Below are 16,374 nucleotides of genomic sequence, written 5' to 3' on the forward strand. Positions count from 1 at the left end.
ACTGCTTAACCCTCACCTACTAAACTTGCTGCCGATTCCATATCGACCGCAACGATTCGAGAAACCCCTTGCTCTTGCATGGTGACACCAATCAATTGTTGTGCCATTTCCATTGCAATCTTATTGTGGGAGATAAATAAAAATTGTGTATTGCTAGACATACGTTTCACCATATTACAGAAACGTTCGGTGTTTGAGTCATCCAACGGCGCATCGACCTCATCGAGTAAGCAGAATGGTGCTGGATTTAACTGGAACATCGAGAACACCAAAGCCGTCGCCGTCAAGGCTTTTTCACCACCTGACAATAGGTGAATCGTCGCATTCTTTTTACCCGGTGGCTGTGCCATCACTTGCACACCAGAATCGAGAATTTCGTCACCCGTCATAATCAATTTTGCCTGACCACCACCGAACAAGATAGGGAACAATTCGGCAAAGTGATGATTCACGCGATTGAACGTATCTTGTAGCAAATCACGCGTTTCGATATCAATTTTGTGAATCGCGTCTTGCAAAGTCGTGATCGCCTCTGTCAAATCGGCATACTGCGCATCGAGGAAAGTTTTACGCTCGGTTGCCTGTGTCAACTCATCCAAAGCAGCCAAATTAACCGCGCCCAATGCTGCGATCGCATTGGTTAAACGGGTGACCTCGCCTTGCAAATAGGACGGTTTCAAGTCATCGTGTAATTTTCCTTCGAGCGCCGCTTCATCGACTTCAAAATTACGTAACTGTTCTTCAAATTGTTCTTGGTTAAGACGCGCAGCTTGTTCTTTTAATTGCAATTCCACGATGCGATCGCGCTGCGGTTGTAAACTACGTTCAACCTGCATTTTTGATTCTTCCGAATGACGCAGTTTTTGTGTCAATTGATCGAGCTCATGACGTGCATCAGCCAAGACGCGCTCTTGATCGCTACGTTTTTCTAAGAGGGTTTGCAAACCAGCGTGCGCGGTTTGCTCATCCATGCTTTCTAATTCAAGCTGGCCTTGCTGCATATTCGCAAATAACTGCGAGGACTGTTCTAATGCAGTGGCGATATTGCGTCTTAGTTCTTCCATTTTAACGCGATGCGTTTTCTCGGAAAAACTCGCTTCTTGTGCTGCTAGTTCTAAGTCACGCAAACGGGAACGAGCATCATTCAATTGCTGCTCTTTTTCCAAGAATGCAGTCTGTCCATCTTCATGAGTTTCTTGCATTTCGGCCAAAGCGATATCGAGCTCTTCAAATTTTGCTTCCGATTCTGTGCGTGCGGTTTGCTGTTCTTGCTCTTGCTCAGCAATTTCAGCCAAGTCTGAATGAATCTGCGTACTGCGTTGATTGAAGCGTTCCTGCACCTCTGCCAACTTCATGTACTCGATTTGTAGACCGTGAACCGATTGGGTTAAGCCAGCAACACGCACACGCAGTTCTTGTAAAGTCTGAGTTGCTTGACTCAATAACGCTTCCGCGCGCACTGCACGAGTTTTACCTTCATCGGCCAGCAGGTGCTGAGCACGAGCTTGTTTCGTGATGTTTTCAATTTCTTGCTGACGAGCGAGTACGCCATCTTGTTCGGAATCTGCTGCGTAGAAACGCACGCTATTCGCGCTGATGAGGTGACCTTCTTTGGTAATGAAACTCGCGCCTGCTGGCAATTTCGCCCGCTCGGCAAAAGCTGTTGGCGCATCTGGGGCGATATACACATTGTGCAACCAATCTTGCATCACGCTACGGACACCCGCATCATTGAGTTGCAGTAAACTGAGCAGTGGTTTCAATCCTTCCACCATCGCCACGGGTGCGATAACTTGTGGGGCATATAGGGCTAACTTCGCAGGCGGCGCGTCATTAAAAAAGGCCTTTGCCCATTCCAAATTCGACATTTCCAAGGCCGAAGTACGCTCTCGCAGGATAGACTCCAATGCGGTTTGCCAGCCATTTTCTATCTGCACTTTTTGCCATAATTTCGGCATTTTTTCTAATTCATGTTTCGCCAACCATGGTTGAACCTTGCCTTGGCTTTCGACTTTTTCTTGCAAAGATTTCAAAGCAGCTAAACGCGCATCGAGTTGCGCCGATTGCGTTGTATCTTTATTGACTTGATCTTGCGCAGAACGACGCTCTTCTTCCAACTGGGGCAAGCGCTCTTGCGCTTCTTCCAATTGCATCGTCGTTTCTTCTAACATCTGCTTTCTCTCTTCGAGTTGCAGTGCGAGGTTTTGCAAATGCGAAGAATCTGGAATGACCAAACCTTGCTTTTCTTGATTCAAGCGTTCGCGACGTACCGCTAAGGTGTTCAGAATATTTGACGCATTGCGTTGATGCGCAGATTCGAGTTCGATCTGCTGTTGCATCTGCATAATTTTAGCGCGAGATTCGGTCGATTTGAGTTGCGCATCACGCCAAATTTGTTCCAGCGCTGGAATTTTTTCGTTTTGTTGCGCTACCGTTTCCTGCGCCTCCTCACTGCGCATCGCCAATTCTTCGACGTGCATTTCTGCATCGGACAAATCATCTTGAAATTGTTGACCTTGGCGCTGCCACTGATCGCGTTGAGCGGAAAGGGAATTTAATTGCGATTGCAAACGTGCGCGTGATTCGATGACGAATTTAATCTGCGCTTCGAGACTGCCAATTTCCGCATTGGTTTGGTACAAATTGCCCTGCGCCTGATGCATTTTGTCGCCGACTGCATAGTGCGCCTGACGCATTTGATCCAACTCTAACTCGACGTGACGTAACTTAGCAGTTTGTTCTTCCAGATCGAGCTGACATTTTTCGATTTCAGCAAAATACTTTTTCTGTTCAGTTGCAGCTTCACGCTTGCGTAACATCCACAATAATTTCTGCTTCTCTTCTTGATCCGCTTGTAGTGAATGGTATTTGTTGGCGACGACAGCCTGTGCTTCGAGTTTTTCTAAATTATTATTTAATTCACGCAGAATATCCTCAACTCGCACCAGATTCTCATGCGTGTCGTGGATGCGGTTTTCAGTTTCACGGCGACGTTCTTTGTAGCGTGATACACCAGCGGCTTCTTCCAGAAAAACGCGCAATTCTTCAGGACGCGATTCGATAATCCGAGAAATCATGCCCTGACCGATAATCGCGTAAGCGCGCGGTCCAAGGCCAGTGCCTAAGAAAATATCCTGAATATCACGGCGGCGCACGGGCTGACCATTGATGTAATAAGTCGAAGTACCGTCGCGCGTTAAAGTGCGCTTGACGGCAATCTCGGCATATTGGCCCCACTGCCCGGCTGCTTTACCTAAACTGTTATCAAAAATCAGTTCGACCGAAGAACGTCCGGCTGGCTTACGATGCGTCGAACCATTAAAAATAACGTCTTGCATCGATTCGCCACGTAATTCGGACGCTTTCGATTCGCCCAAGACCCAACGGACGGCATCGATAATATTCGATTTGCCGCAGCCGTTCGGGCCAACCACACCAACTAGTTGACCGGGAACATGAAAGTGAGTGGGGTCGACGAAGGATTTAAATCCAGCTAATTTAATAGAAGTTAAGCGCACGTTATTTTTATTTATCGATTATTAGATCAAGATGCACAAATTCAATCCGTTTCTAACAGGCTGTCAATAGGCTCTTCATTTTTGCAAAAAACAAAATTATAGATGACAATTTACCTATTGCTCGACTTATAGTTCGGACAAGTAAGACGGAGCATCATAACATTTTGGCGGCCTAGTTTTGCAGATTTTGGCAAGCAGGCGACGCTAAAAATCTTCTGCCTTGACACTTTAAGCGAAGGAATGCCAAAACTTCCTTGAACTTGCCCGCGTTGGGTATGCCAAGCGCGGCTATAATACGTCCCTAAAGCAATCTGAAATGAATGCGTAGGCACAGGCCGCTCAAAGTTTGGAATTTTTATTTACTTTGCCGCATTTTCATCGTTTTAATTTTACATCTCATTTTTTCGTATTTTTTAAGTGAATTTCTCCGTGAATCCCAATTTAGAAAAATTACAAGCCTATCCGTTTGAAAAATTAAAACGTCTGTTTGCTGGCATTATCCCGAACCCTGATTACAGCCCCATCAGTCTTGGCCTTGGCGAACCTAAACATGCCACGCCACAATTGATTAAAGATGCCTTGATAGCAAATTTGAATGGTTTAGCCAATTATCCATCGACTAATGGCGTAGAGGGATTGCGCGTTGCGATCAGCAATTGGTTAACGCAACGCTATGACATTCCCGCCTTAGATGCCGCAACGCAGATTTTGCCTGTTAATGGATCACGTGAAGCCTTATTTTCATTGGCACAGGCAGTGATTGATCCGACCACGAATAAAGGTGGATTACCGGTCGTAATTTGCCCAAATCCTTTCTACCAAATCTATGAAGGTGCAGCCTACTTGGCTGGCGCAGAGCCTTATTTTGCCAATGCAAATCCGGAAAAAAATTTCGCTCCTGATTTTAGTCAAATTTCTGAATCCATCTGGCAGCGTACGCAACTACTGTATGTTTGTTCACCTGGCAATCCAACTGGTGCAGTATTAACGCTAAATGATTGGAAAGAATTATTTGAATTATCGGATCGCTATAATTTTGTTATTGCGGCGGACGAATGCTATTCCGAAATTTATTTCGGTGAAACACCTCCGTTAGGCAGTTTAGCAGCGGCACGCGCATTAGGTCGCAAGGATTACACGCGGTTAATCACCTTATCGAGTCTCTCCAAACGTTCAAATGTTCCTGGCATGCGCTCTGGTTTTGTCGCCGGTGATGCAGATATCATCAAACAATTTTTACTCTATCGCACTTATCATGGTGGCGCGATGTCACCTAGCATTCAAGCCGCGTCGATCGCAGCCTGGAATGATGAACAACACGTCATCGACAATCGTGCTTTGTACGTAAAGAAATTTGCTCAGGTCACCCCTGTTCTACAAGAAGTCCTCGATGTTGCCTTACCTGATGCTGCTTTTTACCTTTGGGCAGGCGTTGATAAGCATATTCAAATCTCTGACACAGAGTTCGCGCAAGGTCTTTACCGAGACTATAATGTGACAGTTTTGCCTGGAAGTTTTTTAGCCCGTGAAGCACACGGCATCAATCCTGGCAGCAATCGTATTCGGATGGCCCTAGTGGCTGAAGTTGAGGAGTGTATGGAAGCTGCGCAGAGAATAGCTAACTACACCAAACAATTAATGCAAAGCAAGCCCATCTAATAGCATAAGACAAAAATCTACATCATCATTTTTCTCTCTTTCACTTTACATAAATAACGTCATGACACAGCAATTACAAAGCATCATCGATCAAGCATGGGAAGACCGCGCTAGTTTTTCACCAAAAAATGCGCCAGCAGAATTACGTGAAGCGGTTGCGCATGTATTGGAACAACTCGATTCCGGCAGTTTACGCGTCGCGCAAAAAATTGACGGGACGTGGCATGTCAATCAATGGGTGAAAAAAGCGGTATTACTGTCTTTCCGTTTGGAAGACAATATCGTGATGCCCTCCGGCGAACACATGCAATTTTTCGATAAGGTACCAACGAAGTTTGCCAATTACACCGCCGAAGATTTCGTTAAAGGTGGCTTTCGTGTCGTACCGCCAGCAGTCGCACGTCGCGGTAGTTTCATCGGCAAGAACGTGGTGTTGATGCCTTCTTATGTCAACATCGGCGCGTATGTAGATGAGGGTGCAATGGTCGACACTTGGGCAACAGTCGGCTCTTGCGCGCAGATTGGTAAGAACGTACATTTATCTGGTGGTGTTGGTATCGGCGGCGTGTTAGAGCCTATGCAAGCAAATCCAACCATCATTGAAGACAATTGCTTCATCGGCGCGCGTTCAGAAGTCGTTGAAGGCGTGATCGTAGAAGAAAATTCGGTCATTTCTATGGGTGTGTATATCGGTCAATCGACTAAGATTTATGACCGTGCGACTGGTGAAGTGACTTATGGTCGTATTCCCGCAGGTTCTGTCGTGGTTTCCGGCAATTTACCATCAGCATGTGGAAAATATAGTTTGTATTGCGCGGTCATTGTTAAGCGTGTCGATGCACAGACTCGCTCCAAAACCAGCATCAATGAGTTATTGCGCGGCGCTTAATTCTGCAGGTTTAGATCACAACATCAAGCAAAGTCTTAATTTAGAACAACAGGCTTTATCTTCATAGGGGAATTATCATGGCAATGGATCGTTTGTTTCAGTTGATGAAGGAAAAAAACGCGTCAGATATGTTTTTCGCGATCAATTCTCCGATACATTTAAAGATCAATGGAAATCTCCTCCCCATCAATCAACAAAAGATGGATGAAGATAATATTATGGCCTTGCTCGCGGAAGTTCTCTCCACAGAACAAATCGCGCAATACAAACGTGAAAATGAACTCAACATCGGTATAGGCATGGCGGGAGTTGGTCGCTTCCGCCTATCTGCATTCAAACAACGTGGATCGACATCCGCGGTATTTCGTTTTGTACCTGGAAATATCCCACCAATTTCGACCCTACATTTGCCACCGGTATTGTCTGAGTTGATCATGGAAAAACGGGGCCTGATTTTAGTTGTTGGGGCGACCGGCTCGGGCAAATCGACTTCGATCGCGTCCATGCTCGACTACCGAAACGAAACCAAAACTGGGCACATATTAACGATAGAAGATCCGATCGAATATCTGTTTAGAAGTAAAAAATCTATCGTAAATCAACGTGAAGTTGGCACGGATGCAGATAGTTTGAAAACGGCTTTGCGCAATTCACTGCGCCAGGCACCTGATGTTATTTTAATTGGTGAAATTCGCGATTTGGAAACCATGATGGCAGCGATTGCTTATGCGCAGTCTGGTCATCTTGTGGTAGCGACTCTGCATGCGAATAATAGTTACCAGGCTTTAAATCGGATTATCAGTTTCTTCCCAATTGAAAACCGTAGTGCCTTACTGCTCGATCTGGCTTCGGCGATTAAGGCCGTGATTTCACAGCGCTTAATCAAAGCAGTCAATGGCGGTCGCTGCCCTGCCGTCGAAATTATGTTGAATACACGCTATGTAGGCGAATTGATCGAACAGGGCAATATTTTCCAAATTAAGGAAGCGATTGAGAAAAGTCTGGCGCCTGGCTCACAAACATTTGAACGCGCACTCTTGCAATTGATTAAAGATGGCTTAATCACGCAGGAAGAAGGCTTGGCGAATGCGGATTCTGCAAATAATTTATTGTGGTTGCTCAACAATGACACCGCGCTGGCGCAAAAAGCAAAAGAAGAACCTGAGCCAGAACAACATACTGAAGCGACATTTACCGAATTCAATTTGAACATGTAATTATGAGTGCATCAACTAACATCACCTTATTTGGCATCCCCAATTGCGACACAGTGAAAAAAGCACGCACTTGGTTAGAGCAGCAAACGATTTCTTTTGAATTTCACAATTTCAAAAAAGATGGACTAACTGTCGAGCAAGTAGAAATCTGGCTGAAAAAAATCGACTTTACTACATTGATTAATCGCAAAGGCACGAGCTGGCGCGCACTTTCAGAAGAACAAAAATCAAGTGCCGACAATCCGGTCGACGCAATGAACTTAATTCTGGCTAATCCATCCTTAATCAAGCGTCCTGTGTTACAAATTTATGGCGATAAACTGACGCATATTGGCGTTGGTTTCAATGAACAACAATACCAAACCATTTTTAAAGAAATCTAAGTTTTCATGAGCAAAACACTCGCACTTACTGAGCAATTAATCGCCCTAGATTCTGTTACGCCAGAAGATAAAGGCTGTCAAAATACATTAATCAATTTATTAGAGCCACTCGGCTTTACTTGCGAAACCATCCAATCGGGTGACGTGACGAATTTGTGGGCACGTCGCGGCACGACCCAGCCTTTAGTCGTTTTCGCAGGGCACACGGATGTCGTACCAACTGGTCCAGTCACACAGTGGCAATCAGAACCATTTGCGCCTACGCATCGAGATGGCAAATTGTATGGCCGCGGTGCGGCCGATATGAAAACTTCGATTGCAGCCTTTGTCGTAGCGACAGAAGAGTTTGTCGCGGCACATCCCAATCATTCTGGGTCGATCGCCTTTCTCATCACCAGCGATGAAGAAGGCCCAGCTACCGATGGCACCGTCGTGGTATGTAACCGCCTCAAAGAACGTGGAGAACAAATTGACTATTGCATCGTAGGTGAACCAACTTCAAGTGAAGTACTTGGTGACACGATTAAAAATGGCCGGCGCGGCACCATGTCTGGCAAGCTCACGGTCAAAGGCATACAAGGCCACATCGCCTATCCACATCTCGCGAAAAATCCTATCCATTTAGCAGCACCTGCAATGGCAGAATTGGTGGCTGAAGTTTGGGACCAAGGCAACGACTACTACTTGCCGACCTCATGGCAGATGTCGAATATTCATGGTGGCACGGGTGCTTCCAATGTCATTCCGGGTGACATGGTAATTGATTTTAATTTCCGTTTTTCGACGGCCAGCACGGCTGAAGGTTTGCAGCAACGTGTGCATGAGATACTCGATAAGCACCAACTCAATTACGACTTAAAGTGGACCATAGGTGGCCATCCTTTCTTAACGCCGAAAGGCAATTTAAGTGATGCTCTCGCCAAAGCAATCTTAGATGAAACCGGCGTGATCACAGAATTATCGACTACTGGTGGCACCTCAGACGGTCGTTTCATCGCCAAAATCTGTCCGCAAGTAGTCGAATTTGGACCGCCGAATGGCAGCATCCATAAAATTGATGAGCATATCGAGTTGCGCTACATTGATCCACTTAAAAACATCTACCGCCGCGCGTTAGAGAATCTTTTACTAGACAAAAATTAATATGACGAACGCCAATACTCTCCCGTTCCAAACACTGCGCGATCTTTTGCGCTATGCGGTGACACGCTTTAACACGGCACAGCTTTTTTTTGGTCATGGCAGTGCGAATGCCTTAGACGAAGCAGCTTACCTTTTGCTGCACACTTTAAAATTGCCGCTCGATAAAATCGAGCCGTTTCTAGATGCACGTCTGTTACCACATGAAATCGATGCTGCGATTGCGGTGATCGAACGTCGTGCTACCGATAGAATTCCGGCGTCTTACATTACGAATGAAGCGTGGTTAGGCACGTATAATTTTTACGTTGATGAACGCGTCATCGTGCCACGGTCATTCATCGCAGAATTAATTCCAGAACGCTTCACACCTTGGGTACAAGATCCTGAAGAAGTCACCGATATTCTTGAACTCTGCACAGGTTCTGGATGCTTGCCTATCATGTTGGCCGATGCTTTTGAAAACGCACATGTTGATACCGTCGATATTTCTAAAGACGCTCTCGAAGTCGCAGCAAAAAATGTCGCTACTTACGAACTCGAGGATCGCATCACCTTGATTGAGTCCGACTTGTATTGCAATGTACCGGACAAGCTCTATGACATGATTATCACCAATCCGCCTTATGTGAATTCTAGCTCCATGAGCAAGCTGCCGAAAGAATATCTGCATGAGCCGCAAATTGCTTTGGCTGGTGGCGACGATGGTATGGATCTGGTGCGTAAAATTGTAGCCGGTGCAGCATCGCGCCTCAAACCAAATGGCATTTTGATGGTAGAGATTGGGAATGAACGGCTATTCGCTGAAGAGGCGTTTGCCGAATTTGGTTTAACTTGGCTATCGACCAGCGCTGGTGACGATATGGTTTTCATGCTGACGGCTGAGCAGCTTCAAGAGGCTAATTAAATCACATCAAAGATCGCATCAGAAATTGCCAGACTTTTTTGTGTAAATCGTTTTATCGCTCAAAACGCCCAAAAAAAGCGTTTTGAGCATTTTTATTTTTGTAGTTCACTACTTCTCCATTTTTTTGTTAGTCAATAATGATACGTCTTCAACAGGTCATCCTCGCCCGCGGTACCAAACCTCTCTTCGACAGCGTCGATGTCACCCTCAACCCAGGCGACAAAATCGGCCTGATCGGTTCCAACGGCGCTGGCAAGTCCAGTCTGTTTGCCATGCTACGTGGTGAACTGCATCCAGACCAAGGCAGCATAGAATTTCCTGCCAAATGGCAACTGGCTCATGTCGCCCAAGAGACGCCGGCACTTGACCGCAGCGCGATTGATTATGCGATTGATGGTGACGTCACATTACGTAAGCTCGAGGCACAATTAGCGGAACTCGAAGCGCAACCCGAGTCACATGACAATGGAATAGCGATCGGTGAAGTGTATGGCGCGTTGGCCGATGCTGATGCCTATACCGTACGTTCACGTGGCGAACAATTATTATTGGGTTTAGGTTTCACCCTAAGTCAGATGGAACAATCGGTCGCCAATTTTTCCGGCGGCTGGCGTATGCGTCTTAATCTGGCGCAAGCACTGATGTGCAAGTCAGATCTTTTATTGCTCGATGAACCGACCAACCATTTGGATTTGGATGCAATTATCTGGCTGGAAGATTGGCTCAAACGTTATGCCGGCACGCTGATCATCATTTCACATGATAGAGATTTCTTAGATGGCGTCGTCAATGTCGTTGTGCATATCGATGAGCGTAAACTCAAGCGTTATTCAGGTAACTATTCAGCATTTGAGCGTCAGCGCGCTGCGCAATTAATCCTTGCGCAAAGCTCAATCGAAAAACAAAGCCGCAAACGCGCTCATTTACAATCGTTCATTGATCGCTTTGCTGCAAAAGCATCAAAAGCTAAACAAGCACAGAGTCGTATCAAAGCTTTGGAAAAAATGGAAGAGTTGGCGCCTTTACGTGCTGCTGCTGAGTTCTCATTTGAATTCCGTGAACCACTGAGTGCACCGAATCCTATGCTGGTCATGGATGATGTCGATTGCGGCTATCGCATGGAATCACAGACTGACCATAGTTTTACTGAAAAGAAAATCGTTAGCGATGTGAAATTCTCTTTGCAAATCGGTCAGCGCATCGGTTTGTTGGGGATTAATGGCGCAGGTAAATCCACCCTAATCAAAACCATTATGGGCGAATTGCCGCCACTGACGGGCACGATCACCACCGGCAAAGGTTTGTCGGTAGGCTATTTCGCTCAGCATCAAGTCGAAATGCTACGTCATGACGAATCGCCGCTCTGGCATCTAGCGCATATCGCACCCGATGTACGCGAACAAGAATTGCGCAATTTCTTAGGCGGCTTTAACTTCCCCGGCAGCATGGTGACCAGCCCGATCGCCCCGTTCTCCGGCGGCGAGAAAGCACGCTTAGCACTCGCCATGATCGTGTGGCAGCGCCCTAACCTCTTGCTGCTTGATGAACCGACCAACCATCTTGACTTAGAAACGCGCGAAGCCTTAACTGAAGCCTTAGCGCAGTTCGAAGGCACGCTAGTAGTTGTATCGCATGACCGGCATTTATTGCGTGCCACGACTGACCAATTCATCATCGTTGCCGATGGCAAACTCTTGCCTTTCGATGGTGATCTCGACGATTACAAAGACTGGCTCTACAAAACCAAGTTAGAACAAGCCGCTGCTGCAGCCAACGCTGCAGCACTTCCAGTGAAATCCAAAGAGAAAGCCGCTGCACTACCACAAGCGCAACCGGTACCAAGTGCACCTATCGATGAAAGAGAACGCAAGCGTCGCGACGCCGAAGAACGTCAGCGAATTACCGCATTACGCAAACCAATCGAGACCAGAATCAAGCGCTTGGAAGAGCAAATGGCTAAGTTGAATGTCAAGAAAGATGAATACAGCAAACAATTGGAAGATAGCGGCATCTATGATGATGTCAACAAAGAGAAACTGAAAAATCTCTTATTGGATCAAGCATATGTAGTGAAAGAACTGAATCAATTAGAAGTAGATTGGCTAGAGCAACAAGAGTTTTTGGAAGCCGCTATTTGAGCTTAATATGAGCTTAATTTAATCTAAAAGAAATCCAAATATAAGAAACAATAAAATGAGGGGCTAGAGTCCCTTATTTTGTTGTTTGTTGCGCAGAATGGCGCAATCCTTGCAAGCCTAGGCTTTCAGCATTACCATACAGCATCATTATTCATCGACGTTGAGAGCAACATGCGTGCACCCTGCTTGCTACTGTCTCAAATATTCTTAGCGTTATCGCTTTTAACGCCAAGCATGTCTCTTCAAGCTCAAACACTACAGGTTTATACACAATCTTGGCCACCTTACAGCTATGAGCATCAGGGTAAGCTCACCGGCTATTCCACCGAATTACTAAAAGCGGTCTTGCATGAAGCAGAGATTGAGGCAAACTACACGACATTAAGCTGGAGTCGTGCCTATCAACACGCCAGTATTGAAGCCAACACCATACTTTACACAACCACGAGAACACCTGAGCGTGAAGATCTATTTGAGTGGATAGGACCAATTGGCGTCAGAAAACTCTGGTTGTTTAAGCTAAGAGATCGTAAGGATATTCAGATCAAGGGAATAGATGATCTAAAAAAATACAAGGTCAGCATAGTACGTGACACATCCAGTTTAAAATTAGTCACGGAGCGCGGTCTGTTCCCACGCAATCAAATCGACGAGGCACCGACCACTGCATCGAACGTTAAAAAACTTTTTTTCAAACGCGTTGATCTTATCCTTGCGACCAATGGCGGAGCAAACTATGAACTGAGTCAATTACCGTATTCTAAGGATGCCATGGAAGCGGTGTATGTCTTGAATGATGAATTTCTATTTTACTTTGCGATAAACAAAAAAACTGATCCTATGATCGTCGCAAAAATCCGTCACGCATTTGAAAAAGTAAAAGCATCGGGGCTAATTGATACACTTAAGAAAAAATATATGGTTGACTGATTTCTCCGCTTTTATCCAGTTTAATCTGCTTGATATATACGCACAAAACTGGCAAATTTTGGCAATCCATTGGCAGTCCAATCGCGATAACGATAAGTCACCATAGTACCAATCTGTGGCGGATTTCGCCGAAGTTCATCATCAAACCCTGTACCAAGCTTAAAGTGTTTCCCCTCAGGTGTTTCCAATAGCAAGGCGCCCATCATGCCTAGATACTTTCCTTGGCCAGTTTGTATAGCGATCACTTTTGCTTCTGCATCATGTTGTGGTTTTAACTTATAAACAAATTCGCTGCGTCCCGCCTGAAATTGTGCACCAGCTAGATGTAAAACCAGTCCTTCCGCCTTCTGCAAAGTCAGTTGTCTGAGCTTTGCTTCGATTTGCTCTACTGAATTTACTGGCTCTTGCTGTATCACTCGTAGCCAAGGGATATGCAATTTTTCCACCAAAATGTGCAATTCTTGCAAACGCTGACGAAAATCACCTTTCGCCAAGGGGTATTCGAACAAGCAGTATTGAATTTTTCGCCATTCTGCATCATCGGCTTGTTGGCGCCTCACTGCACCAGACAAACGTTCAAATTGCGCACGCCCCATCCATAATTCGCCATCCATAGCATGGACAGGAAAATTTTCCGTGAACCACTCGGGCGCGTTGATCACGCGACCACTACGAAAATACAATTGTTTACCGTCCCAATAGGCACGCACACCATCCAATTTTTCACTCATCAAATAATCACCGACATTCGCACTGAGTTGACGAATATCTTTCAATGATTGTGGTAGAACCAAGGCTAAGTCGTGGGTATGACTTTGTTCAATCATCAAAAAATCTGCAGGTCTGGTCGCAGACCTTTCAACAGTTTTAAGTGACTTAGCTCCACCCGATACTGCTACGAAATTTAGTGGGAACAACGAACAGAAAAGAATCAGGCGACGCTTTTTGCCCTCACTGTTCAGGTCATGGGGAAAAGCAACGCTAAATTCAGTTTCCAAGTCGTTTTTAAACTGTTCCATCTCCGCACCATTTAAGTGATTGAAAGACTAAAAGTATAAAAACATTTATATAAAATTACAATTAAATGATTGACTATGTAGCAAAAAAACAAAACCACCGTTCACGAAGACGCCGGTGGTTTTGTTGATCATGAATCTTTAACTGTTGTACTCGAACTAGAACTAATTTGTTGACACTTCAATTATTGAGAACTATTTCTGAGCTTTCACCACTTGCATCGCACTCGCAATCAAGCCGCTCATATCGCTCATGTTAGCAGGCACGATGATGGAATTATTCGTCTTCGCTAAATTCGCAAACGCAGCGACATATTGCTCAGCAACTTTCAAATTCACCGCATCCGCACCACCAGGTTCACGAATCGCCGCCGCAGTTTGGCGTATCGCTTCAGCACTCGCTTCAGCAATTGCCAAAATCGCGCCAGCCTGACCTTGTGCACGGTTGATCGAGGCTTGCATTTCACCCTCAGATTTTGCAATCGATGCCTCACGTTCACCGGTAGCGATATTGATTTGCTCTTGCTTACGACCTTCTGAAGCAGCGATCAAGGCACGTTTTTCACGTTCCGCTGTGATCTGCGCTTGCATCGCGTGCAAAATTTCTTTTGGTGGCGTCAAGTCTTTAATCTCATAGCGCAGTACTTTCACGCCCCAGTTTGCTGCCGACTCATCAATCGCATTCACAATCGTCGTATTGATGTGATCGCGCTCTTCGAAGGTTTTATCCAATTCCATCTTACCGATCACTGAACGCAGCGTGGTTTGTGCCAACTGCGTGATTGCTGCAATGTAATTTGACGAACCGTAAGAAGCACGCATCGCGTCGGTAATCTGAAAATATAAGATACCGTCCACCTGCAATTGCGTATTGTCTTTGGTGATACAGACTTGTGGCGGCACATCAAGCGGGATCTCTTTCAAGATATGCTTATAAGCGACGCGATCGACGAATGGCACCACGATATTCAGACCTGGGCCCAGGGTTGCATGATACTTACCGAGACGCTCGACCACCCATGCATCTTGTTGCGGTACGACCTTGATCGTCTTCATGATAAAAACCAAGGCCAAGACAAATAACACCATCACGACAAAGCTAGAATTTTCCATTTTATTTCCTTTATTATTTTGTTTAGATCATTATCAAAACGAACTTACGACTTTTCATTAGCAGGGGCGCACAATTAAGCGGCTACCCTCTACAGCCTCAATCACAAATAGACCCGAGCTTCCATTGGCATGACGCGACTCCACATCCCACATAGCGCCACGATACTTGGTTCGGGCAACGAAAACACCATTACCTTGATCTTGCCATTCATCGACTTTTAGTTGCTGCCCGATATCGATATTCACATTCGGATCACGTGCGGTATCGCCTCTTTCCTTCCAACCATATTTACTATTATGTAGCGCTATCGTGGCTGCACTACCGATCACTGCAGCAATCAACATTTGTAATTGCACCGAGCCGATAAGCAAAGACGCGATAGACGCACTGACTAAGCCCACGGCAAACATCAACAAATAAAAAGTCCCGGTGAACAGCTCAAGAATCACCACCACACCGGCTAATACTAACCACCAAATCCAAGCTTCCATTTCTTATTCTCCTTATTAAGAATTACAACAGTCTGCCCGATAACTAACAAATTGTCATCGGTATTTCACAAACAAAAAAACCCTCGACATCGACGATGTGGAGGGTTTTTTTGCAGGTAATTTGAGGGATTACTGATTTTAGCGTTTTCTTATTTTGATGGGCTTAATGTATAAGCCGATTATGACGAGTTGATGAAATCGTTTTATTAAATCACCCGCTTGGTTCAAGAACAAATGGTTACTCTCGACGGCTTAGCTTGCTGTCACCTTAACTCGGTAGCCGGCAATCTTTTCGTACGCCGTCAATTACCGAAGGCATATTGCGTCATAGAGTACTTGAATATAACGAACCATCGCTTTTTTACATCGACAACTAAACTGCCTCACTGTTGATCTAACGACAGTCGGATGGTGCAATACAACTTTGGCCATTTCAAGCTACTTGCTATATCTGGATCATCATTTTCCTAGTGGATTGACATAAAAATGCGTTGCTGGATGCCAACTCCAATCGCACGTCAATGTCACAGAGCTGCGTGTCTTACCGTACCGATCATGCCGAACTTTCAACGTAACATGATGCATCACTCACAGCAAAGGAACACCATTATGTCGCAAAGAGCGGAATACATCTCCAAAATGGAAGCTCAATTGGTTAAGTTGAATCAAAAGATGAATAATCTGGAATCTGAGGCCCAAGAGGCGAAGGAGGAAGCCCGTCAAACGTACAAGGAGGAGATGGGTAAATTACGGCTGAAATCCAAAGGCGCTATCGCCAAGCTCGAGGAACTAAAAGCATCTTCTGAAGATTCATGGGAAACGATGGTCAGCGATATGGAAAAAATCCATGATGCTTTTACCCACTCATTCTTTTCAATTTTCCATACCCCTAAAACAGATGAAGGGAAGGAAAAATCGCCCAATGCAGGACATGCCGATGCCCCTAAGAAGGCGTGAACGATTTGGGAAGAT

Annotated in this window: 13 protein-coding genes; 9 read left to right on the forward strand and 4 right to left on the reverse strand. The window is 45.4% G+C overall.

Translation table 11 applies throughout. The annotated features are described in order from the left end of the window. Positions 1–5: 5 nt before the first annotated feature. Positions 6–3,518, reverse strand: coding sequence for a chromosome segregation protein SMC (gene smc, locus ACO0KW_RS06185; RefSeq protein ID WP_423051653.1), 3,513 nt, complete (start codon positions 3,516–3,518; stop codon positions 6–8). A gap of 429 nt (positions 3,519–3,947) precedes the next feature. Here smc and dapC point away from each other — a divergent pair, with 429 nt between their 5' ends. The 8 genes from dapC (at position 3,948) to ACO0KW_RS06225 (ending at position 12,781) form a co-directional block, all read left to right on the forward strand. Next, positions 3,948–5,177: a succinyldiaminopimelate transaminase gene (gene dapC / locus ACO0KW_RS06190; RefSeq protein WP_423051655.1), complete on the forward strand. Its 1,230-nt coding sequence runs from the start codon at positions 3,948–3,950 to the stop codon at positions 5,175–5,177. Between the two features lie 61 nt (positions 5,178–5,238). Continuing rightward, complete coding sequence (gene dapD, locus ACO0KW_RS06195; protein WP_423051657.1) at positions 5,239–6,066, forward strand: 2,3,4,5-tetrahydropyridine-2,6-dicarboxylate N-succinyltransferase; 828 nt, start codon at positions 5,239–5,241, stop codon at positions 6,064–6,066. 77 nt (positions 6,067–6,143) lie between these two features. Further along, positions 6,144–7,283, forward strand: coding sequence for a PilT/PilU family type 4a pilus ATPase (locus ACO0KW_RS06200; protein WP_423051659.1), 1,140 nt, complete (start codon positions 6,144–6,146; stop codon positions 7,281–7,283). A gap of 2 nt (positions 7,284–7,285) precedes the next feature. Continuing rightward, complete coding sequence (locus tag ACO0KW_RS06205) at positions 7,286–7,666, forward strand: arsenate reductase (RefSeq protein ID WP_423051661.1); 381 nt, start codon at positions 7,286–7,288, stop codon at positions 7,664–7,666. A gap of 6 nt (positions 7,667–7,672) precedes the next feature. Then, the gene (dapE, locus tag ACO0KW_RS06210; protein WP_423051663.1) at positions 7,673–8,809 is read left to right on the forward strand and encodes a succinyl-diaminopimelate desuccinylase; all 1,137 of its coding nucleotides are present in this window, start codon (positions 7,673–7,675) and stop codon (positions 8,807–8,809) included. 1 nt (position 8,810) lies between these two features. Continuing rightward, positions 8,811–9,713: a 50S ribosomal protein L3 N(5)-glutamine methyltransferase gene (prmB, locus tag ACO0KW_RS06215; protein ID WP_423051665.1), complete on the forward strand. Its 903-nt coding sequence runs from the start codon at positions 8,811–8,813 to the stop codon at positions 9,711–9,713. A 137-nt stretch (positions 9,714–9,850) separates the two neighbouring features. Continuing rightward, a complete protein-coding gene (locus ACO0KW_RS06220) occupies positions 9,851–11,851 on the forward strand; it encodes an ATP-binding cassette domain-containing protein (RefSeq protein WP_423051667.1) in 2,001 nt (666 codons plus the stop codon). Between the two features lie 234 nt (positions 11,852–12,085). Next, positions 12,086–12,781: a substrate-binding periplasmic protein gene (locus ACO0KW_RS06225; RefSeq protein WP_423051669.1), complete on the forward strand. Its 696-nt coding sequence runs from the start codon at positions 12,086–12,088 to the stop codon at positions 12,779–12,781. Between the two features lie 20 nt (positions 12,782–12,801). On the opposite strand, the gene ACO0KW_RS06230 is transcribed toward ACO0KW_RS06225, so the two are convergent. The 3 genes from ACO0KW_RS06230 to ACO0KW_RS06240 form a co-directional block, all read right to left on the reverse strand. After that, positions 12,802–13,608, reverse strand: coding sequence for a DNA ligase (locus ACO0KW_RS06230; protein ID WP_423051671.1), 807 nt, complete (start codon positions 13,606–13,608; stop codon positions 12,802–12,804). A gap of 384 nt (positions 13,609–13,992) precedes the next feature. Further along, positions 13,993–14,910: an SPFH domain-containing protein gene (locus ACO0KW_RS06235; protein WP_186920661.1), complete on the reverse strand. Its 918-nt coding sequence runs from the start codon at positions 14,908–14,910 to the stop codon at positions 13,993–13,995. Positions 14,911–14,967: 57 nt separating this feature from the next. Next, entirely contained in the window at positions 14,968–15,402 is a 435-nt protein-coding gene (locus ACO0KW_RS06240) for an NfeD family protein (RefSeq protein WP_422994928.1), read from the reverse strand. A 609-nt stretch (positions 15,403–16,011) separates the two neighbouring features. Here ACO0KW_RS06240 and ACO0KW_RS06245 point away from each other — a divergent pair. Beyond that, positions 16,012–16,359: a hypothetical protein gene (locus tag ACO0KW_RS06245; RefSeq protein ID WP_423051673.1), complete on the forward strand. Its 348-nt coding sequence runs from the start codon at positions 16,012–16,014 to the stop codon at positions 16,357–16,359. Positions 16,360–16,374 lie beyond the last annotated feature (15 nt).

Origin of the sequence: Undibacterium sp. Ji22W (genome assembly GCF_049340305.1) — a bacterium.
In the GTDB taxonomy this organism is placed as follows: Bacteria; Pseudomonadota; Gammaproteobacteria; order Burkholderiales; family Burkholderiaceae_D; genus Undibacterium.